This window comes from Bacillus sp. FJAT-42315 (assembly GCF_002797375.1).
Lineage (GTDB): Bacteria > Bacillota > Bacilli > Bacillales > Domibacillaceae > Bacillus_CE.
In genome coordinates this window covers 92,588-113,297 of the sequence record NZ_KZ454942.1, presented here as the reverse complement: position 1 = coordinate 113,297, position 20,710 = coordinate 92,588, and the positions used below count along the sequence as shown (strand labels likewise).

Here is a 20,710-nt window from a genome sequence, read left to right as displayed (position 1 = left end):
GTAGACTAAAAGGGAGGTAGGCCCCTTGCTAGATGTTAATAACTTCGAATATATGAAAATCGGCTTAGCATCACCAGATAAAATTCGATCTTGGTCTTTTGGAGAGGTCAAAAAACCAGAAACGATCAACTATCGTACATTAAAACCAGAAAAAGATGGTTTGTTTTGTGAGCGTATTTTTGGACCAACAAAAGACTGGGAATGTCATTGTGGAAAATATAAAAGAGTACGTTATAAAGGCGTAGTATGTGACCGTTGTGGTGTGGAAGTAACAAAGGCAAAGGTTCGTCGTGAACGTATGGGTCACATTGAACTGGCCGCTCCAGTGTCGCATATTTGGTATTTCAAAGGAATCCCAAGCCGTATGGGACTTGTATTAGATATGTCTCCACGTTCTCTTGAAGAGGTCATTTATTTCGCTTCATACGTAGTAACAGAAGCAGGAGATACTTCATTAGAGAAGAAACAATTGCTATCTGAAAAGGAATACCGTGCATACCGTGATAAATACGGTAGCAAATTCCAAGCGTCTATGGGAGCTGAAGCGATCAAAAAGCTTCTTGCTGACATCGATCTTGAAAAAGAAGTAGAAGTTCTTAAAGAAGAGTTAAAGAGTGCTCAAGGGCAGCGTCGTACAAGAGCAATTAAACGCCTTGAAGTCATTGAAGCATTCCGTCATTCAGGCAACAACCCAGACTGGATGATTTTAGACGTACTTCCGGTTATTCCACCAGAATTACGCCCGATGGTTCAACTAGATGGTGGTCGTTTTGCGACATCGGATTTAAATGATTTATATCGTCGTGTGATCAACCGTAACAATCGTTTGAAACGTTTGTTAGATTTAGGTGCGCCAAGCATCATCGTGCAAAATGAAAAGCGTATGCTTCAAGAAGCAGTTGATGCCTTAATTGACAACGGACGTCGCGGACGACCGGTCACAGGACCAGGTAACCGCCCGCTTAAATCTCTTTCACATATGCTGAAAGGGAAGCAAGGACGCTTCCGTCAAAACTTATTAGGTAAACGTGTTGACTACTCTGGTCGTTCCGTTATCGTTGTAGGTCCTAACTTGAAAATGTATCAATGTGGACTTCCGAAAGAAATGGCATTAGAGCTGTTTAAACCGTTTGTGATGAAAGAGCTTGTTGAAAAGGGATTAGCTCATAATATTAAGAGTGCGAAGCGCAAAATCGAACGCGTGCATCCAGAGGTATGGGATGTGCTTGAAGAAGTAATTAGAGAGCATCCGGTTCTTCTTAACCGTGCCCCAACACTTCACCGTTTAGGGATTCAAGCATTTGAACCGACGCTTGTTGAAGGGCGTGCTATTCGTCTTCATCCGCTCGTTTGTACAGCTTACAATGCGGACTTTGACGGTGACCAAATGGCCGTTCACGTACCTTTATCAGCCGAAGCTCAAGCCGAAGCTCGTATGCTTATGCTTGCTGCACAAAACATCCTAAACCCTAAGGATGGAAAGCCAGTTGTAACCCCTTCACAGGATATGGTATTAGGTAACTACTACTTAACTCTTGAACGCGAAGGTGCAATTGGAGAGGGTATGATCTTCAAAGATACGAACGAAGCGCTAACTGCTTACCAAAATGGATATGTTCATCTTCATACGCGTGTAGCAATCGCAACGTCTTCTTTAAGCAATCAAACATTTACTGATGAGCAAAGAAAGATGTTGCTAATCACGACTGTAGGGAAATTAATCTTTAATGAAATCCTTCCTGATTCCTTCCCGTATATCAATGAACCAACGGGAACAAACTTGGAAGTGAAAACACCAGAGAAATATTTCGTTCATCCGACAGTAAACGTAAAAGAACATATTCAAAAGCAAGAGCTAATTGCTCCGTTTAAGAAGAAAATTCTTGGTAATATCATTGCTGAAGTCTTCAAGAAGTTTAAGATCACAGAAACGTCAAAAATGCTTGATCGCATGAAAGACTTAGGTTTTAAATATTCAACTAAAGCTGGTATTACAGTCGGTGTAGCAGACATCGTTGTATTAGGTGAAAAAGAACAAATTCTTCAAGAAGCTCAAGGCAAAGTCGATAACGTCATGAAGCAATTCAGACGTGGTCTTATCACTGAAGATGAGCGTTATGATCGCGTCATCTCCATCTGGAGTGCGGCGAAAGATATCATCCAAGGTAAGCTAATGGCTTCCCTAGATAAACGCAACCCGATCTTCATGATGAGTGACTCTGGAGCCCGTGGTAACGCGTCTAACTTTACGCAACTTGCCGGTATGCGTGGTTTGATGGCCAACCCGGCTGGTCGAATCATCGAGTTACCAATCAAATCAAGTTTCCGTGAAGGTTTAACCGTATTAGAGTACTTTATCTCGACACATGGTGCGCGTAAAGGTCTTGCGGATACCGCTCTGAAAACAGCTGACTCAGGTTACTTAACTCGACGTCTAGTAGACGTAGCCCAAGATGTAATCGTTCGTGAAGACGATTGCGGAACGGATCGTGGTCTACTAATCGGTTCGATTAAAGATGGTACAGAAGTGATCGAAGCGTTAGAAGAACGTCTAATCGGTCGTTATGCTAGAAAAACGATTAAGCATCCTGAAACAGGCGTTGTTCTTGTGCAGGAAAATGAGCTAATCGATGAGGACTTAGCTAAAGTGATCGTTGATTCGGGTCTTGAACAAGTATGGATTCGTTCAGCCTTTACTTGTAATACTCGTCATGGCGTATGTAAAAAATGTTATGGCCGTAACCTTGCAACTGGTCAACAGGTGGAAGTGGGAGAAGCAGTTGGTATCATCGCTGCCCAATCTATCGGTGAGCCAGGTACACAGCTTACGATGCGTACATTCCATACAGGTGGGGTAGCCGGAGACGATATCACTCAAGGTTTACCGCGTATTCAAGAGTTGTTCGAAGCGCGTAACCCTAAAGGTCAAGCGGTCATTTCTGAAATTGATGGAGCTGTAACAGCTATTAATGAAGGTCGCGATCGTCAACAAGAAATCGTCTTACAAGGTCAAGTCGAAACTCGCACATATACAGTGCCATATACGGCTCGCTTAAAAGTAGCTGTGAACGATGAGGTTATTCGCGGACAGGAATTAACGGAAGGGTCGATCGATCCGAAAGAATACTTGAAGATCACAGATGTTTCCTCTGTTCAAGAATACTTATTGCGTGAAGTACAAAAGGTATACCGTATGCAAGGGGTAGAAATTGGTGACAAGCACATTGAAGTAATGGTACGCCAAATGCTTCGTAAAGTTCGCGTAATTGATGCGGGCGAAACAGAAGTGCTACCGGGAAGTCTTCTTGATGTACACCAATTTAGAGATGCGAACGAAAAAGCATTGCTTGAAGGTCGCATGCCAGCAACGGGAAGACCAGTTCTTCTTGGTATTACGAAAGCATCGCTTGAAACAGACTCGTTCTTATCTGCTGCTTCGTTCCAAGAAACAACTCGTGTACTTACAGACGCGGCAATTAAAGGAAAACGAGACGAACTTCTTGGTTTGAAAGAGAATGTAATCATTGGTAAGCTCGTTCCAGCTGGAACAGGTATGCAAAGATATCGCAGATCTGAACCGGTATTAGCCCGAACTGAAGAATCAGTAACTGTAGAATAAATAATCGTATCGGAGCCAATAAAACATTGGCTCCGATACAATATTTCATTTTCAGTGTTGACATTTAAAAATGTCGATGATAAGATAATCAAGGTGCTCCTATGAACCTTGTTACTTTGGAGGATGTTCGTATGTCTTATGAAAAAGTAGCAAAGGCGAAAAGCCTTAAAATAGGAACAAAACAAACAGTGAAAGCTCTTGAAAGAAACAAAGCACAAGAAATAGTTCTCGCTGCTGACGCCAACCCAGCTATTAGTCAAATAATAGTTGAGCTTGCGAACGAAAAAGCAGTGCCTATTACTTATGTTGATTCCATGCGAAAGCTTGGAAAGACATGTGGAATTGATGTCAAGGCAGTTGCTGTTGCTATTATTAGTAAATAATGTTTTTGCAGAGTACTGCAAAGGCTTTGTTTTTAACTTTAAATGAGCCACCTGGATGTGTGGGCTTAAGAAAAAAAGGAAGGGAGGATATTTACATGCCTACTATTAATCAGTTAGTGCGTAAACCTCGTAAATCAAAATCTACTACTTCTAAATCACCAGCACTTAACAAGGGATACAACAGCTTCAAGAAAGCTCAAACAGATGTATCTTCACCACAAAAACGTGGAGTTTGTACACGTGTTGGTACAATGACACCGAAGAAACCGAACTCAGCTTTACGTAAGTATGCTCGTGTTCGTTTAAGCAACGGTATCGAAGTAACTGCTTATATTCCTGGTATCGGTCACAACTTACAAGAGCACAGTGTTGTTCTTATCCGTGGCGGACGTGTAAAGGATTTACCAGGGGTACGTTATCATATCGTACGTGGTGCGCTTGATACTGCGGGTGTTGAAACTCGTCGTCAAGGTCGTTCTAAGTATGGTACGAAGCGTCCAAAACCAGCTAAAAACTAATTACAAAATAAATTAAAGCAACCTTTTGAAAGGAGGAAAACAAATGCCACGTAAAGGTCCTGTAGCGAAAAGAGACGTACTTCCAGATCCAATGTACAACTCTAAGCTAGTTACGCGTCTTATCAACAAAATGATGGTAGACGGTAAAAGAGGTAAATCACAAGCAATTCTTTACGCATCATTTGATCTTATTCGCGAACGTACGGGTAAAGACCCTATGGAAGTATTCGATCAAGCAATCAAAAACATCATGCCAGTATTAGAGGTTAGAGCACGCCGTGTAGGTGGAGCTAACTACCAAGTTCCAGTTGAGGTTCGCCCTGAGCGCCGTACAACTCTTGGTCTTCGCTGGTTAGTAAACTATTCTCGCCTTCGTGGAGAGAAAACAATGGAAGAACGCCTTGCTGCTGAAATTCTAGATGCAGCTAACAACACAGGTTCTTCTGTTAAGAAACGTGAAGATACTCACAAAATGGCGGAAGCAAACAAAGCGTTTGCTCACTATCGCTGGTAAGATTAAATTTACTATAAAAAACAACCCAATTAAGGAAGGAGAAAGACACCCATGGCAAGAGAGTTCTCCTTGGAAAACACTCGAAATATCGGTATCATGGCTCACATCGATGCCGGTAAGACAACAACAACCGAGCGTATTCTTTATTATACAGGCCGTATCCATAAAATTGGTGAGACTCACGAAGGTGCTTCTCAAATGGACTGGATGGAGCAAGAGCAAGAGCGTGGTATCACGATCACTTCCGCTGCAACAACTGCACAATGGAATGGTCACCGCGTAAACATCATTGATACACCAGGACACGTAGACTTCACTGTTGAAGTTGAACGTTCTCTTCGTGTACTTGATGGTGCAGTAACTGTATTAGATGCTCAATCTGGTGTTGAGCCTCAAACAGAAACTGTTTGGCGCCAAGCTACAACTTACGGAGTTCCTCGTATCGTATTCGTTAACAAAATGGATAAAATCGGTGCGGACTTCTTATACTCTGTAGGAACAATTCACAATCGTTTGATGGCAAATGCTCATCCAATCCAATTACCAATTGGTGCAGAAGATGAGTTCCGCGGTATCATCGATTTAGTTGAAATGCAAGCAACTTTCTACGGTAACGATCTTGGAACTGATGTTCAAGTAGGTGAAATTCCTGCTGAGTATCAAGACCAAGCAGAAGAGTACCGTGAAAAGTTAATTGAAGCAGTTGCTGAATTAGATGAAGATTTAATGGAGAAATACCTTGGTGGAGAAGAGCTTACGAAAGAAGAAATCAAAGCTGCGATCCGTAAAGGTACAACTAATGTTGAATTCTTCCCTGTTCTATGCGGAACTGCATTCAAAAACAAAGGTGTACAATTAATGCTAGACGCAGTAATTGATTACCTTCCAGCTCCAACTGACGTACCATCAATTAAAGGTACATTACCAGATAGTGATGAAGAAGTAACTCGTCCTTCAAGTGACGATGCTCCTTTCTCAGCGCTTGCATTTAAAGTTATGACTGACCCTTATGTTGGTAAATTAACTTTCTTCCGCGTATATTCTGGAGTTCTTAATTCTGGATCATACGTTCAAAACTCAACTAAAGGTAAGCGTGAACGTGTAGGTCGTATTCTACAAATGCATGCGAACTCACGTGAAGAAATCTCTGAAGTACATGCTGGAGATATTGCTGCTGCGGTTGGTTTGAAAGATACAACTACTGGTGACACTCTATGTGACGAGAAAAATCTTGTTATCTTAGAATCAATGGAATTCCCTGAACCGGTAATTTCATTATCTGTGGAACCAAAATCAAAAGCTGACTCGGCTAAAATGTCTACAGCTTTACAAAAGCTTCAAGAAGAGGATCCAACTTTCCGTGCTGAAACTAACCAGGAAACTGGACAGGTTATCATTTCTGGAATGGGTGAGCTTCACCTTGATATCCTTGTTGACCGTATGCGTCGCGAGTTTAAAGTAGAAGCAAACGTTGGTGCTCCTCAAGTTGCTTACCGTGAAACTTTCCGTGGATCTGCTCAAGTTGAGGGTAAATTTGCTCGCCAATCTGGTGGACGCGGACAATTCGGACACGTTTGGATTGAATTCTCTCCAAACGAAGAAGGCGCGGGCTTCGAATTCGAAAATGGAATCGTAGGTGGGGTTGTTCCACGTGAATACATCCCTGCAGTCCAAGCTGGTCTTGAAGATGCGTTACAAAATGGTGTTCTAGCTGGTTATCCACTAGTTGATGTTAAGGCTAGACTATTTGATGGTTCATACCATGATGTTGACTCTAGTGAGATGGCATTCAAAATCGCTGCTTCTATGGCGCTTAAAAATGCAGCATCTAAATGTAACCCAATTATCCTTGAACCAATGATGAAAGTAGAAGTTGTTATTCCTGATGAATATCTAGGAGATATCATGGGTGACGTTACTTCTCGTCGTGGTCGTGTAGAAGGTATGGAAGCTCGCGGAAATGCTCAAGTAGTTAAAGCGTTCGTTCCTCTTTCTGAAATGTTTGGTTACGCAACTTCATTGCGTTCTAACACGCAAGGTCGTGGAACATATTCAATGCACTTCGATCATTATGAAGAAGTACCAAAATCAGTTTCTGAAGAAATTATTAAAAAAAATAAAGGCGAATAATTGATTTATACTTTCTAATAAAGTATAAATACTATTGTAAGCTTTGGTATCTTTGAAGGTGGAAGTCTTTCTACCTTCAAAGCCAAAATATATACTTAAACTTTTATAACTCAAAGGAGGATTTCCTAATGGCTAAGGAAAAATTCGACCGTTCGAAAACACATGCGAATATCGGTACAATTGGTCACGTTGACCATGGTAAAACAACTTTAACAGCAGCAATCACAACTGTTCTTGCAAAAGCAGGTGGTAGTGAAGCACGCGGTTACGATCAAATCGACAACGCTCCAGAAGAGCGTGAGCGTGGTATCACAATCAACACTTCTCACGTTGAGTATGAAACAGAAACACGTCACTATGCACACGTTGACTGCCCAGGACATGCTGACTATGTTAAAAACATGATCACTGGAGCTGCTCAAATGGACGGTGGTATCCTAGTAGTATCTGCTGCTGACGGTCCAATGCCACAAACACGTGAGCACATCCTTCTTTCTCGTCAAGTAGGTGTACCTTACCTTGTTGTGTTCTTAAACAAATGTGACATGGTAGATGACGAAGAGCTTCTTGAATTAGTAGAAATGGAAGTTCGTGACCTTCTTTCTGAGTACGATTTCCCTGGAGATGACGTACCAGTAATCAAAGGTTCTGCTCTTAAAGCTCTTGAAGGTGAAGCTGAGTGGGAAGAAAAAATTCTTGAGCTTATGGCTGCAGTTGATGAGTATATCCCAACTCCAGAGCGCGACACTGACAAACCATTCATGATGCCTGTTGAGGATGTATTCTCAATCACAGGTCGTGGTACAGTTGCTACAGGACGTGTTGAGCGTGGACAAGTTAAAGTTGGTGACACAATCGAAATCATCGGTTTAACTGAAGAGCCAAAATCTACAACTGTAACAGGTGTAGAAATGTTCCGTAAGCTTCTTGATTATGCAGAAGCTGGAGACAACATCGGTGCTCTTCTTCGTGGGGTTGCTCGTGAAGAAATCCAACGTGGACAAGTACTTGCTAAGCCAGGTTCAATCACTCCACACACTAAATTCAAAGCTGAAGTTTACGTATTATCTAAAGAAGAGGGTGGACGTCACACTCCATTCTTCACTAACTACCGTCCTCAGTTCTACTTCCGTACAACTGATGTAACTGGTATCTGTAACCTTCCTGAAGGCGTAGAAATGGTTATGCCTGGAGATAACATCGAAATGACAGTTGAGCTTATTGCTCCAATCGCGATCGAAGAAGGAACTAAGTTCTCTATTCGTGAAGGTGGACGTACAGTAGGCGCTGGCGTTGTAGCTACAATCGAAAAATAATCGAACGACTAAATAGTAGGCGGAACATCCGCCTACTATTTTTTTGTCTAATAAATCAATTCGTTTTATTCCATAGTTGAAATGAAAGATAGATCTATGTATAATAATAAAAGTGTGTTGCTGAAGAAAGTTTTAAAAAATAGTTGCACATAGTTCGATAACCATGTATAATTAACAATGTTGGTTTTTGACAGCGATGATGTGGAAGGTTGCTGACACACCCGGCCGCTTTGCCATGGCGCGTGTCGTTAGGATATTTCCGCGGAGAATGTCTATTATCAAATAGGCGATAAAGGAGGGAAAATAATGGCAAAACAAAAAATTCGCATTCGTTTAAAAGCATATGATCACAGAATTTTAGATCAATCAGCAGAAAAGATCGTTGAAACAGCAAAACGTTCTGGTGCAAGTGTATCGGGTCCAATCCCATTGCCAACTGAAAAGTCTGTTTACACTATCTTACGTGCGGTTCATAAGTACAAAGATTCTCGTGAGCAGTTCGAAATGCGCACGCATAAGCGCTTAATCGACATTGTGAATCCAACTCCACAAACAGTTGATTCATTAATGCGTTTAGATTTACCATCAGGCGTTGACATTGAAATTAAACTTTAATTCATATAAAACTAATAATTTTAGGAGGTGTGACTCATGACCAAAGGAATCTTAGGAAGAAAAATCGGTATGACACAAGTGTTTGCTGAAAACGGTGATTTAATCCCTGTAACTGTAGTTGAAGCAGCAGCAAACGTTGTACTACAAAAGAAAACAATCGAAAGCGACGGCTACGAAGCGATCCAATTAGGTTTTGCTGACAAGCGCGAAAAGCTTGCTAACAAACCAGCTAAAGGTCACGTTGCAAAAGCAAACACTGCACCTAAGCGCTTCATTCGTGAATTCCGTAACTTCGACGGAGAACTAGAGGTTGGTCAAGAAGTCAAAGTAGATATTTTCGCTGAGGGAGATATCATCGACGTAACAGGAGTATCAAAAGGTAAAGGTTTCCAAGGTGCAATTAAACGCCACGGACAAAGCCGCGGACCAATGTCCCACGGTTCACGTTACCATCGCCGCCCAGGTTCAATGGGACCTGTAGCGCCTAACCGCGTATTCAAAAACAAATTACTTCCTGGTCGTATGGGTGGAGAGCAAATCACTATCCAAAACCTAGAAGTAGTAAAAGTGGATGCGGAACGCAATGTAATTCTAGTTAAAGGTAATGTACCTGGACCTAGAAAATCACTAGTAAAAATCCAAAGCGCTGTAAAAGCGAAATAATATAATTTTCCGAGAAAGGAGGAAACAAGAATGCCAAAAGTTACATTATTAAACCAAAGCGGAGCGCAAGTTGGAGAAATCGAACTTAACGCATCTGTATTCGGTATTGAACCTAATGAACATGTTGTGTTTGAAGCATTAATGATGCAAAGAGCTTCATTACGCCAAGGAACACACAAAGTAAAAACACGCTCTGAAGTACGTGGCGGTGGTCGTAAACCATGGCGCCAAAAAGGTACTGGACGCGCACGTCAAGGATCTATCAGATCTCCACAATGGCGCGGTGGTGGTACTGTATTTGGACCAGTTCCACGTAGCTATAGCTACAAATTACCTAAAAAAGTACGTCGCTTAGCGATCAAATCTGCTTTATCTTCAAAAGTGGCAGAACAAAACATTCTAGTATTAGAAGCTTTAACTTTAGAAGCTCCTAAAACAAAAGAATTCGCAAGCGTTCTTAAAAACCTTTCTGTAGATACTAAAGCATTGATCGTAACAGAAAGCTTAAACGAAAATGTTGCTCTATCAGCTCGTAACATCCCTGGTGTAACAGTTGTAGAAGCAAACGGCATTAGTGTTTTAGATCTAGTTGGTCATGATAAATTAATTATGACTAAAGCAGCGGTTGAAAAAGTAGAGGAGGTGCTTGCATAATGGAAGCTCGCGATATCATTAAGCGCCCCGTTATTACTGAACATTCAACTGAAATTATGGTTGATAAAAAATATACATTCGAAGTTGATGTAAGAGCGAACAAAACACAAGTTAAAGATGCTATCGAAGAGATCTTTGGTGTGAAAGTTGCTAAAGTCAACATCATGAACTACAAAGGTAAGTTCAAACGCATGGGTCGTTATGCAGGTTATACGAACAAACGCCGTAAAGCGGTTGTTACATTAACTCAAGACAGCAAAGAAATCGAACTTTTTGAAGTATAATTAAAAAATATTAGAAGAGGAGGGAAAAGACATGGCGATTAAAAAGTATAAACCAACCACAAATGGTCGTCGCGGCATGACGGTATCTGATTTTGCTGAGATTACAACAAGCACTCCAGAAAAGTCATTGTTAGCGCCTATTAAAAGAAAAGGCGGCCGTAACAACCAAGGTAAAATTACTGTTCGTCATCATGGTGGCGGCCATAAGCGTCAATACCGTATTATCGATTTCAAACGCGATAAAGATGGTATACCAGGACGCGTTGCCACGATTGAGTATGATCCAAACCGTTCAGCAAACATTGCATTAATCAACTATGTAGACGGTGAAAAACGTTATATCTTAGCACCAAAAAACCTTAAAGTTGGAATGGAAGTAATGTCTGGCCCAGAAGCTGACATTAAAGTAGGAAACGCTCTTCCTTTAGTTAACATTCCTGTAGGTACGGTTATTCACAATATTGAATTAAAACCTGGAAAAGGCGGACAATTAGTTCGTTCTGCTGGTACTTCTGCACAAGTATTAGGTAAAGAAGGTAAATACGTTCTTGTACGTTTAACTTCTGGAGAAGTTCGTATGATTCTTGCTACTTGCCGCGCTTCTATCGGTCAAGTTGGTAATGAGCAACACGAATTAATCAATATTGGTAAAGCAGGTCGTTCTCGCTGGTTAGGTAAGAAACCTACTGTTCGCGGATCTGTTATGAACCCTAATGACCATCCACACGGTGGTGGTGAAGGACGTTCACCAATCGGACGTAAATCACCTGTTACACCATGGGGTAAACCAACTCTTGGTTACAAAACTCGTAAGAAAACAAACAAAAGCGATAAATTCATCGTTCGTCGCCGTAAAAAATAACGTAATTGAACTACGGTTCCCTCGTCGAACCGTAGACCAGTTACGAAGGGAGGTACTACTATGGGCCGCAGCTTGAAAAAAGGACCTTTTGTTGATGATCATTTATTTAACAAGATCGAAAAGTTAAACGAAACTGATAAGAAACAAGTTGTGAAAACTTGGTCTCGTCGTTCAACAATCTTCCCAGCTTTCATCGGTCACACAATCGCTGTGTATGATGGTCGCAAACACGTTCCTGTATTTGTAACGGAAGATATGGTTGGACATAAACTTGGTGAATTCGCACCAACTCGTATGTATAAAGGTCACGCTAGTGACGATAAGAAAACAAGACGCTAATGAGAGGAGGGTATCCTAATGGAAGCAAAAGCTGTCGTAAGAACAGTTCGTATTGCTCCTCGTAAAGCACGCTTAGTGATTGACTTGATTCGAGGAAAGCAAGTAGGAGAGGCTGTAGCTATTTTGCGTCACACGCCAAAAGTTGCATCTCCTGTCATTGAAAAATTATTGAAATCTGCTGTTGCTAATGCAGAGCATAACTATGATATGGACGTTAACAACCTTGTTGTAAAACAAGCATTCGTTGATGAAGGTCCAACTTTAAAACGTTTCCGTCCACGTGCTATGGGACGCGCAAGCCAAATTAACAAACGCACTAGCCACATCACAATCGTGGTATCAGAAAAGAAGGAGGGATAAATCGTGGGTCAAAAAGTACATCCTAATGGTTTACGTGTTGGTATCATTCGTGACTGGGATTCAAAATGGTACGCTGAAAAAGATTATGCAGATCTTTTACATGAAGACCTTAAAGTACGCGGATATATCGAAGAGCGCTTAAAAGATGCTTCTGTATCTCGTGTAGAAATCGAACGTGCTGCTAACCGCATCAATATCACGGTTCATACAGCTAAGCCTGGTATGGTTATCGGTAAAGGTGGTTCAGAGGTTGAAGCACTTCGCAAAGCTTTAAACCAATTAACTAGCAAACGTGTTCATATTAACATCGTTGAAATTAAGAGAGCGGATTTAGATGCTAAATTAGTAGCAGAAAACATTGCTCGTCAATTAGAAAATCGTGTATCTTTCCGTCGTGCGCAAAAGCAAGCGATCCAACGTACTATTCGTTCTGGAGCGAAAGGAATTAAAACACAAGTTTCTGGACGTCTTGGCGGAGCAGACATCGCTCGTGCTGAACATTATAGTGAAGGAACAGTTCCACTTCATACACTTCGTGCGGACATCGACTATGCTCATGTTGAAGCTGACACTACTTATGGTAAGCTTGGTGTGAAAGTATGGATTTATCGTGGAGAGGTCCTTCCTACAAAGAAGAAGTCTGAGGAAGGAGGAAAATAATTATGTTATTGCCTAAACGCGTTAAACATCGTCGTGTTCACCGTGGTAAAATGCGCGGTCAAGCAAAAGGCGGTACTGAAGTAGCATTTGGTGAATTCGGTCTACAAGCTACAGAAGCTTCTTGGATCACGAACCGTCAAATCGAATCAGCTCGTATTGCTATGACTCGTTACATGAAACGTGGCGGTAAAGTATGGATTAAAATTTTCCCACATAAGCCTTACACAGCTAAGCCTCTAGAGGTACGTATGGGTTCCGGTAAAGGTGCTCCTGAAGGATGGGTAGCTGTAGTTAAACCAGGAAAAATTATGTTTGAAATCGCTGGTGTATCAGAAGAGGTAGCTCGTGAAGCACTTCGTCTTGCAGCACACAAACTTCCAGTTAAATGTAAGTTTGTAAAACGAGAAGAAATTGGTGGTGAATCAAATGAAGGCTAATGAAATTATTGAACTAACCACTGCCGAAATTGAACAAAAACTTAAGTCTTTAAAAGAAGAGCTTTTCAACCTTCGCTTCCAATTAGCGACTGGACAACTTGAAAACACTGCTCGTATTCGTGAAGTACGTAAAGCGATCGCTCGAATGAAAACAGTCATTCGTCAAAGAGAGATCGATGTTAACAATCGATAATTGAGAGGAGGTTTGCATTATGAGTGAACGTAACCAACGTAAAGTTTATACTGGACGTGTTGTGTCTGACAAAATGGATAAGACAGTTACTGTCATGGTAGAAACTTACAAGAAGCACTCGCTTTACGGCAAACGCGTTAAGTACTCTAAAAAATTCAAAGCTCATGATGAGTTGAATGAAGCAAAAATCGGCGACGTAGTTCGTATCATGGAAACTCGCCCACTTTCTGCTACAAAACGCTTCCGTCTTGTTGAAGTCGTTGAAAAAGCAGTTATTATCTAATATATAATTGTTCGGATAGATGCTCATCCGAAAGGAGGTAACATAAATGATCCAACAAGAATCTCGTTTAAAAGTAGCTGACAACTCAGGTGCACGTGAAGTATTAACGATCAAAGTTCTTGGAGGCTCTGGCCGTAAAACTGCGAACATTGGAGACATTATCGTCTGCACAGTAAAACAAGCAACACCAGGTGGCGTTGTCAAAAAAGGTGATGTTGTTAAAGCTGTAATCGTTCGTACTAAACGTGGAATGCGTCGTAACGACGGATCTTACATCCGCTTTGACGAAAATGCTTGTGTTATCATTAAAGATGACAAAGGCCCACGTGGAACTCGTATCTTCGGACCAGTTGCACGCGAATTACGTGACAACAACTTTATGAAAATCGTTTCTCTTGCTCCAGAAGTAATCTAATGAAAATAAATTTTATCAACTTGGTCATTCAAGGAGGTGCGATAAAATGAATGTAAAAAAAGGCGATAAAGTCATGGTTATCACGGGTAAAGATAAAGGGAAAACTGGCATCGTGCTTGCAGCGTTTCCTAAAAAAGACCGTGTACTTGTAGAAGGTGTAAACATTGTAAAGAAACACTCAAAACCTTCACAAGTAAATCCGCAAGGCGGAATTATTAGCCAAGAGGCACCTATTCACGTTTCTAACGTAATGCTTTTAGACCCTAAAACTAACGAACCTACTCGTGTAGGCTTCAAAACAGTCGACGGTAAAAAAGTAAGAGTAGCAAAAAAATCCGGTGAAACTTTAGATAAATAATAAGTTAGTTAATGAAGGGAGGTACACTATATGAACCGCCTTAAAGCAAAGTATATTGAAGAAATTACACCTGCTTTAATGAATAAATTCAATTACGACTCTGTAATGCAAGTACCGAAAGTTGAAAAAATCGTAGTTAACATGGGGATTGGTGACGCAGTTCAAAACGCAAAAGCTCTTGACGTAGCTGTTGAAGAACTTGCTTTAATCACTGGTCAAAAACCACTAGTAACTCGTGCGAAAAACTCTATCGCGGGCTTCCGTCTTCGTGAAGGTATGCCGATCGGAGCGAAAGTTACATTACGCGGAGAGCGCATGTACGAATTCCTAGATAAATTAATCTCTGTATCACTTCCACGTGTACGTGACTTCCGTGGTATCTCAAAGAAATCTTTTGACGGACGCGGTAACTACACACTTGGTGTGAAGGAGCAATTGATCTTCCCTGAGATTGATTACGATAAAGTAAGCAAAGTACGCGGTATGGATATCGTAATTGTTACAACTGCAAAAAGCGATGAAGAATCTCGCGAATTGTTAACTCAAATTGGAATGCCGTTCCAAAAGTAATCGCTATAAAAGGGAGGCGAAAACGTGGCTAAAAAATCAATGATTGCGAAACAAAAACGCACTCCAAAGTTTAAAGTACAAGAGTATACACGCTGCGAGCGTTGTGGACGTCCACACTCTGTATATCGTAAATTTAAGCTTTGCCGTATTTGTTTCCGTGAACTTGCATATAAAGGACAAATTCCTGGTGTTAAAAAAGCTAGCTGGTAATACCACGACTTGGGAAGGAGGTAAATAATATGGTTATGACAGATCCGATTGCAGATTTGCTAACTCGCATCCGTAATGCGAACATGGTGCGTCACGAGAAGTTAGAAGTACCTGCTTCTAACATCAAAAAAGAAATCGCTGAAATTCTTAAACGTGAAGGTTTTGTACGTGATGTAGAATTCATCGAAGACAACAAACAAGGCATGATCCGTATCTTCTTAAAATACGGTGCAAACAACGAGCGTGTTATCACTGGTTTAAAACGTATCAGTAAACCTGGTTTACGTGTATACGCAAAAGCTGACGAGGTACCAAGAGTACTTAACGGTTTAGGTATCGCTCTTGTTTCAACATCTAACGGTGTATTAACTGATAAAGAAGCTCGCGCTAAACAAGTGGGCGGAGAAGTATTAGCATACGTTTGGTAATATTTTTGTAATGAATGGAGGTGCAACAGAATGTCTCGCGTAGGAAAAAAACCAATCGAGCTACTAGAAGGCGTAACAGTAACTAATGATAACAATACTGTAACTGTTAAAGGTCCTAAAGGTGAGCTTACTCGTACGTTTCATAAAGATATGAAGATCGAAATCGAAGGCAATGTGATTAACATTACACGTCCTTCTGATTCAAAAGAGCACCGCACAAACCACGGTACAACACGTGCGTTGTTAGCGAACATGGTTGAAGGTGTATCTAAAGGATTCGAAAAATCACTTGAATTAATCGGTGTCGGGTACCGTGCGCAAAAACAAGGTAACAAGCTTGTTCTTAACGTAGGTTACTCTCATCCAGTGGAAATGGAGCCAGAAGCAGGCGTAGAAGTTGAAGTTCCTTCCAATACGAAAGTGATCGTAAGAGGTGTTAGCAAAGAGCGCGTTGGTGCGTTTGCAGCTAATGTTCGTGACGTTCGTCCACCAGAGCCTTATAAAGGCAAAGGTATTCGCTACGAAGGTGAATATGTACGTCGTAAAGAAGGTAAAACAGGTAAATAATGTCGCTTAGGTAAAGGAAAGGAGTGACCACGATGATTACTAAGCCAGATAAAAATAAAACACGTAAAAAGAGACACGCTCGTGTCCGTGCAAAAATCAACGGTACAGAGTCTCGTCCACGTTTAAATATTTTCCGTTCAAACAAACATCTTTACGCTCAAGTGATTGATGATATGAACGGTGTAACTCTTGCTAGCGCTTCTACAATCGAAAAAGATTTCGATTTAGAGACTACAAGCAACGCTGAAGCTGCTGCTAAAGTTGGCGAATTAGTTGCGAAAAGAGCAAGTGAAAAAGGCATCAAATCCGTAGTATTCGACCGCGGAGGATACCTATACCACGGACGTGTGAAAGCTTTAGCTGACGCTGCTCGTGAAAATGGATTAGAATTCTAATAAAAAGGAGGGACACATTAATGCGTCGCATTGATCCAAATAAACTTGAACTTGAAGAACGCGTAGTTACGGTCAATCGTGTTGCGAAAGTAGTAAAGGGTGGTCGTCGTTTCCGCTTTACTGCACTAGTTGTTGTCGGTGACAAGAACGGACACGTTGGCTTTGGAACTGGTAAAGCACAAGAAGTTCCAGATGCTATCCGTAAAGCTGTTGAAGATGCAAAGAAAAACCTTGTAACTGTTCCTATGGTTGGAACAACTTTACCTCATGAAGTCATCGGTCGTTTCGGTGCTGGTCAAATTCTCCTAAAACCTGCTTCTGAAGGTACTGGAGTAATCGCTGGTGGACCTGTTCGTGCGGTACTTGAGCTTGGTGGAGTTGGAGATATCCTTTCTAAGTCTTTAGGATCTAATACACCAATCAATATGGTGCGTGCTACAATCGACGGAATTAAGCAATTGAAACGTGCAGAAGATGTTGCTAAATTACGTGGAAAATCAGTAGAAGAACTGTTAGGATAAGGAGGGATTTATCATGGCTGAAAAATTACAAATTACCCTCACTCGTAGCGTGATCGGTCGTCCGCAAGATCAACGTGAAACAGTTAAAGCTCTTGGTCTTCGTAAGATGCACCAAACTGTAGAACAACAAGACAATGCTGCTATTCGAGGCATGATCAATAAAGTGTCTCATTTAGTAACTGTAAAAGAAATCTAATTTAAAATACCGAATAAGGAGGTGCACGAACATGAAACTTCATGAATTAAAACCTGCTGAAGGTGCTCGTAAAGAGCGTAATCGTGTAGGTCGCGGTCCTGGTTCTGGTAACGGTAAAACTGCAGGTAAAGGTCATAAAGGTCAAAACGCCCGTTCAGGCGGTGGAGTACGTTTAGGCTTTGAAGGTGGTCAAACACCTTTATTCAGACGTTTACCAAAACGCGGTTTCACTAATATCAACAGAAAAGAATTTGCGATCGTTAACCTTGATGTGTTAAACCGTTTTGAAGAAGGCACTGAAGTTACACCAGAGCTTCTTATCGAAACTGGCGTAGTCAGCAATGAAAAAGCAGGAATCAAAATTCTTGCTAAAGGGAATGTAGAGAAGAAACTAACAGTAAAAGCTCACAAATTCTCTGCTGCTGCTAAAGAAGCAATTGAAGCTGCTGGCGGTACAACTGAGGTGTTATAATGTTTCGCACAATCTCCAATTTTATGCGCGTGGGTGATATAAGAAGAAAAATTATATTCACCCTTCTTATGTTAGTCGTCTTCCGAATCGGCACGTTTATCCCTGTTCCGTATGTTAATGCAGACGTATTAAAAATGCAGGATCAGGCTGGGCTGATCGGATTCCTTAATACCTTTGGAGGAGGAGCCCTACAAAACTTCTCTATTCTTGCGATGGGGATTATGCCGTACATTACGGCCTCTATCATCGTGCAGTTACTTCAAATGGACGTCGTTCCGAAGTTTACTGAATGGTCAAAGCAAGGTGAAGTGGGTCGACGTAAGCTGGCACAATTCACAAGATACTTCACAATTGTTCTAGGATTTATCCAAGCACTAGGAATGTCTTATGGGTTTAACCGTTTATTTGGTGGTTTGCTAGTAGAGAGTCAAAACGTGACTTCTTATTTAGTTATCGCACTCGTCTTAACTGCCGGAACTGCATTTTTAATGTGGCTTGGTGAGTTAATCACTTCTAAAGGTGTTGGGAATGGTATTTCAATTATCATTTTAGCCGGAATTGTTGCTGCGCTCCCTAACGCTGTGAACCAAATTTATGCACAGCAAATTGAGGGTGCAGGAGAACAACTTTTCTTAAAGATAGTTGTTTTACTATTGATCGTATTAGCAGCATTGGCTATCGTAGTTGGAGTTATTTTTGTGCAGCAAGCATTGCGCAAAATTCCTATCCAGTATGCGAAGCGAATGACAGGAAATGGTGGCATTAGTACACCAGGTGCTCAAGCAACTCATTTACCGTTAAAAGTAAATGCAGCTGGAGTTATTCCTGTAATTTTTGCTGTAGCATTTTTAATTACACCACAGACGATTTCTTCGTTCTTTGGTTCTAACGATGTGACAAGAACAATTCAAGACATATTCGATCACACCAAGCCTATTGGGATGACACTGTATATTGGCTTAATTGTTGCATTCACTTATTTTTACGCGTTTATTCAAGTGAATCCTGAACAACTTGCGGATAACTTGAAGAAACAAGGCGGATATATTCCAGGCATTCGACCTGGAAAGAACACGCAAGATTATTTAACTAGTGTTTTATATCGTTTAACGTTTGTTGGTGCAATTTTCTTGTCTGTCATCTCAGTTCTTCCTGTATTCTTTATTAAGTTTGCAGGCCTTCCAGATTCCGCTCAAATTGGCGGAACAAGTCTATTGATCGTAGTAGGTGTGGCATTGGAAACAATGAAACAGCTGGAAGCACAACTTGTAAAACGCCATTATAAAGGCTTTATTAAATAAAGAATCATTCTTTGCGCGTCTCCAATCAGACTGAGGGGGTATATATAAATGAATCTAGTGTTAATGGGGCTACCGGGTGCCGGAAAAGGAACTCAAGCCGAAAAAATTGTTGAAAAATATAACATTCCACATATTTCTACAGGAGATATGTTCCGTGCAGCAATGAAAGAAGGTACAGAATTAGGACTTAAGGCTAAATCCTTTATGGATCAAGGCTCGCTTGTTCCTGATGAAGTGACTATCGGAATTGTTCGCGAAAGACTAAGCAAGCCAGACTGCGAAAGTGGTTTCCTTCTTGATGGATTTCCAAGAACTGTTCCTCAAGCAGAAGCACTTGAAGGCATCATGGAGGAGCTTGGTAAGAGCATCAATTTTGTTATCAATGTTGATGTTGATAAAGATATTCTCATGGCACGTTTAACTGGACGTCGCATTTGTAAAGACTGCGGAGCTACTTACCATATGGTATTCAATGCACCTGCTGTTGAAGATAAATGTGATCGTTGCGGCGGCGAACTTTATCAGCGCGCAGATGATAATGAAGAAACTGTTCAAAATCGGTTGGATGTGAATTTAAAACAAACTCAACCATTACTAGATTTTTATGAGCAAAAAGGTTATTTAAAGAATATTAACGGTCAACAGGAAATTCATGTAGTCTTTGAAGACATCGATGAGTTACTTAAGGGACTTAAATAAAATGATCATTTGCAAAACCCCTCGAGAAATTGAGATTATGAGAGAAGCAGGTCGAATTGTCGCTTTGACACATAAAGAATTGCAAAAGCATATCTCTCCCGGTATAAAAACAAAAGAGTTAGATGAAATTGCAGAGAAATTTATTAAACAGCATGATGCAATTCCTTCTTTTAAAGGGTATAATGGTTTTCGTGGCAGCATTTGTGCGTCAGTGAACGAAGAGTTGGTCCATGGCATTCCAGGAGACCGAGTATTAAAAGAAGGAGACATCATCAGTTTAGATATCGGTGCAAACTATCGAGGCTATCATGGTGATTCTGCCTGGACGTACCCTGTTGGCTTGATCGCTCCTGAAACTCAGAAGCTATTAGAGGTAACAGAGGAATCGCTCTTTATCGGTTTAAAAGAAGCGAAACCAGGTGAACGTCTTTCAAATATCTCCCATGCGATTCAAACCTATGTTGAATCTAATGGCTTTTCAATAGTTCGTGAGTATGTAGGACATGGAATCGGTCAAAACTTGCATGAGGATCCTCAAATTCCTCATTATGGTACGCCCGGCAAAGGTCCAACGCTCAAACCTGGGATGGTGCTTGCAATCGAACCGATGGTGAATGCTGGAAGTCGTTACGTCAAGACTCTTGGAGACAACTGGACAGTCGTTACCCAAGATGGAAAAATGTGTGCTCATTTTGAACATACTGTCGCGATTACCGAATCAGGTTTTGAAATTTTAACGAAAGCCTAA

At 41.1% G+C, this 20,710-nt stretch carries 30 protein-coding genes; all 30 read left to right on the top strand.

All coding sequences use genetic code 11. The features are described 5' to 3' along the window. Nucleotides 1–25: 25 nt before the first annotated feature. Nucleotides 26–3,619: a DNA-directed RNA polymerase subunit beta' gene (gene rpoC, locus CEF22_RS18220; protein WP_100404158.1), complete on the top strand. Its 3,594-nt coding sequence runs from the start codon at nt 26–28 to the stop codon at nt 3,617–3,619. Between the two features lie 131 nt (nt 3,620–3,750). Next, nucleotides 3,751–4,002, top strand: a complete 252-nt coding sequence (locus tag CEF22_RS18215) for a 50S ribosomal protein L7ae-like protein (protein WP_095479277.1) — start codon at nt 3,751–3,753, stop codon at nt 4,000–4,002. Between the two features lie 95 nt (nt 4,003–4,097). Beyond that, the gene (gene rpsL, locus CEF22_RS18210) at nt 4,098–4,520 is read left to right on the top strand and encodes a 30S ribosomal protein S12 (protein WP_094833969.1); all 423 of its coding nucleotides are present in this window, start codon (nt 4,098–4,100) and stop codon (nt 4,518–4,520) included. 43 nt (nt 4,521–4,563) lie between these two features. Then, nucleotides 4,564–5,034 (top strand): 30S ribosomal protein S7, encoded by a 471-nt coding sequence (rpsG, locus tag CEF22_RS18205; RefSeq protein ID WP_100404157.1) that lies wholly within the window; start codon nt 4,564–4,566, stop codon nt 5,032–5,034. Between the two features lie 51 nt (nt 5,035–5,085). Beyond that, entirely contained in the window at nt 5,086–7,164 is a 2,079-nt protein-coding gene (gene fusA / locus CEF22_RS18200) for an elongation factor G (RefSeq protein WP_100404156.1), read from the top strand. Nucleotides 7,165–7,292: 128 nt separating this feature from the next. Beyond that, on the top strand, nt 7,293–8,480 hold the full coding sequence (gene tuf / locus CEF22_RS18195) for an elongation factor Tu (protein WP_100404155.1): 1,188 nt from the start codon (nt 7,293–7,295) through the stop codon (nt 8,478–8,480). 306 nt (nt 8,481–8,786) lie between these two features. Further along, nucleotides 8,787–9,095 (top strand): 30S ribosomal protein S10, encoded by a 309-nt coding sequence (rpsJ, locus tag CEF22_RS18190; RefSeq protein ID WP_025729837.1) that lies wholly within the window; start codon nt 8,787–8,789, stop codon nt 9,093–9,095. A gap of 36 nt (nt 9,096–9,131) precedes the next feature. Beyond that, nucleotides 9,132–9,758: a 50S ribosomal protein L3 gene (rplC, locus tag CEF22_RS18185; protein WP_100404154.1), complete on the top strand. Its 627-nt coding sequence runs from the start codon at nt 9,132–9,134 to the stop codon at nt 9,756–9,758. Nucleotides 9,759–9,788: 30 nt separating this feature from the next. Then, nucleotides 9,789–10,412, top strand: coding sequence for a 50S ribosomal protein L4 (gene rplD / locus CEF22_RS18180; protein ID WP_095479273.1), 624 nt, complete (start codon nt 9,789–9,791; stop codon nt 10,410–10,412). Further along, nucleotides 10,412–10,696 (top strand): 50S ribosomal protein L23, encoded by a 285-nt coding sequence (rplW, locus tag CEF22_RS18175; RefSeq protein WP_094833974.1) that lies wholly within the window; start codon nt 10,412–10,414, stop codon nt 10,694–10,696. The genes rplD and rplW overlap by 1 nt, the downstream gene beginning before the upstream one ends. A 31-nt stretch (nt 10,697–10,727) precedes the next feature. After that, the gene (rplB, locus tag CEF22_RS18170; RefSeq protein WP_094833975.1) at nt 10,728–11,558 is read left to right on the top strand and encodes a 50S ribosomal protein L2; all 831 of its coding nucleotides are present in this window, start codon (nt 10,728–10,730) and stop codon (nt 11,556–11,558) included. A 60-nt stretch (nt 11,559–11,618) separates the two neighbouring features. Then, complete coding sequence (gene rpsS / locus CEF22_RS18165) at nt 11,619–11,897, top strand: 30S ribosomal protein S19 (RefSeq protein ID WP_094833976.1); 279 nt, start codon at nt 11,619–11,621, stop codon at nt 11,895–11,897. 18 nt (nt 11,898–11,915) lie between these two features. Then, nucleotides 11,916–12,257, top strand: a complete 342-nt coding sequence (gene rplV / locus CEF22_RS18160) for a 50S ribosomal protein L22 (protein ID WP_100404153.1) — start codon at nt 11,916–11,918, stop codon at nt 12,255–12,257. Nucleotides 12,258–12,260: 3 nt separating this feature from the next. Beyond that, nucleotides 12,261–12,917, top strand: coding sequence for a 30S ribosomal protein S3 (gene rpsC, locus CEF22_RS18155; RefSeq protein ID WP_094833978.1), 657 nt, complete (start codon nt 12,261–12,263; stop codon nt 12,915–12,917). Nucleotides 12,918–12,919: 2 nt separating this feature from the next. After that, a complete protein-coding gene (rplP, locus tag CEF22_RS18150; RefSeq protein WP_100404152.1) occupies nt 12,920–13,354 on the top strand; it encodes a 50S ribosomal protein L16 in 435 nt (144 codons plus the stop codon). Next, the gene (rpmC, locus tag CEF22_RS18145; RefSeq protein ID WP_041101766.1) at nt 13,344–13,547 is read left to right on the top strand and encodes a 50S ribosomal protein L29; all 204 of its coding nucleotides are present in this window, start codon (nt 13,344–13,346) and stop codon (nt 13,545–13,547) included. The genes rplP and rpmC overlap by 11 nt, the downstream gene beginning before the upstream one ends. Nucleotides 13,548–13,566: 19 nt before the next feature. Beyond that, entirely contained in the window at nt 13,567–13,830 is a 264-nt protein-coding gene (gene rpsQ / locus CEF22_RS18140) for a 30S ribosomal protein S17 (RefSeq protein WP_095479271.1), read from the top strand. Nucleotides 13,831–13,876: 46 nt separating this feature from the next. After that, nucleotides 13,877–14,245 carry a 50S ribosomal protein L14 gene (gene rplN, locus CEF22_RS18135; protein ID WP_094833981.1) on the top strand — a complete coding sequence of 123 codons (369 nt, stop codon included), beginning with the start codon at nt 13,877–13,879 and terminating at the stop codon, nt 14,243–14,245. A gap of 46 nt (nt 14,246–14,291) precedes the next feature. Further along, nucleotides 14,292–14,603: a 50S ribosomal protein L24 gene (gene rplX, locus CEF22_RS18130; RefSeq protein WP_100404151.1), complete on the top strand. Its 312-nt coding sequence runs from the start codon at nt 14,292–14,294 to the stop codon at nt 14,601–14,603. Nucleotides 14,604–14,633: 30 nt separating this feature from the next. Continuing rightward, nucleotides 14,634–15,173 (top strand): 50S ribosomal protein L5, encoded by a 540-nt coding sequence (rplE, locus tag CEF22_RS18125; protein ID WP_095479269.1) that lies wholly within the window; start codon nt 14,634–14,636, stop codon nt 15,171–15,173. A 24-nt stretch (nt 15,174–15,197) separates the two neighbouring features. After that, complete coding sequence (rpsN, locus tag CEF22_RS18120; protein WP_001085700.1) at nt 15,198–15,383, top strand: 30S ribosomal protein S14; 186 nt, start codon at nt 15,198–15,200, stop codon at nt 15,381–15,383. Nucleotides 15,384–15,412: 29 nt separating this feature from the next. Further along, a complete protein-coding gene (gene rpsH, locus CEF22_RS18115; RefSeq protein WP_100404150.1) occupies nt 15,413–15,811 on the top strand; it encodes a 30S ribosomal protein S8 in 399 nt (132 codons plus the stop codon). A 30-nt stretch (nt 15,812–15,841) separates the two neighbouring features. Further along, nucleotides 15,842–16,378, top strand: coding sequence for a 50S ribosomal protein L6 (gene rplF / locus CEF22_RS18110; RefSeq protein WP_100404149.1), 537 nt, complete (start codon nt 15,842–15,844; stop codon nt 16,376–16,378). 32 nt (nt 16,379–16,410) lie between these two features. Beyond that, nucleotides 16,411–16,773: a 50S ribosomal protein L18 gene (gene rplR / locus CEF22_RS18105; RefSeq protein WP_095479266.1), complete on the top strand. Its 363-nt coding sequence runs from the start codon at nt 16,411–16,413 to the stop codon at nt 16,771–16,773. A gap of 20 nt (nt 16,774–16,793) precedes the next feature. Further along, a complete protein-coding gene (gene rpsE / locus CEF22_RS18100; RefSeq protein ID WP_095479265.1) occupies nt 16,794–17,294 on the top strand; it encodes a 30S ribosomal protein S5 in 501 nt (166 codons plus the stop codon). 13 nt (nt 17,295–17,307) lie between these two features. After that, nucleotides 17,308–17,490, top strand: coding sequence for a 50S ribosomal protein L30 (rpmD, locus tag CEF22_RS18095; protein WP_094833988.1), 183 nt, complete (start codon nt 17,308–17,310; stop codon nt 17,488–17,490). 31 nt (nt 17,491–17,521) lie between these two features. Beyond that, nucleotides 17,522–17,962: a 50S ribosomal protein L15 gene (rplO, locus tag CEF22_RS18090; RefSeq protein WP_094833989.1), complete on the top strand. Its 441-nt coding sequence runs from the start codon at nt 17,522–17,524 to the stop codon at nt 17,960–17,962. Further along, nucleotides 17,962–19,263 (top strand): preprotein translocase subunit SecY, encoded by a 1,302-nt coding sequence (gene secY / locus CEF22_RS18085; protein ID WP_095479264.1) that lies wholly within the window; start codon nt 17,962–17,964, stop codon nt 19,261–19,263. The genes rplO and secY overlap by 1 nt, the downstream gene beginning before the upstream one ends. Before the next feature lie 48 nt (nt 19,264–19,311). Continuing rightward, complete coding sequence (locus CEF22_RS18080; RefSeq protein WP_100404148.1) at nt 19,312–19,962, top strand: adenylate kinase; 651 nt, start codon at nt 19,312–19,314, stop codon at nt 19,960–19,962. 1 nt (nt 19,963) lies between these two features. Further along, the gene (gene map, locus CEF22_RS18075; RefSeq protein WP_100404147.1) at nt 19,964–20,710 is read left to right on the top strand and encodes a type I methionyl aminopeptidase; all 747 of its coding nucleotides are present in this window, start codon (nt 19,964–19,966) and stop codon (nt 20,708–20,710) included.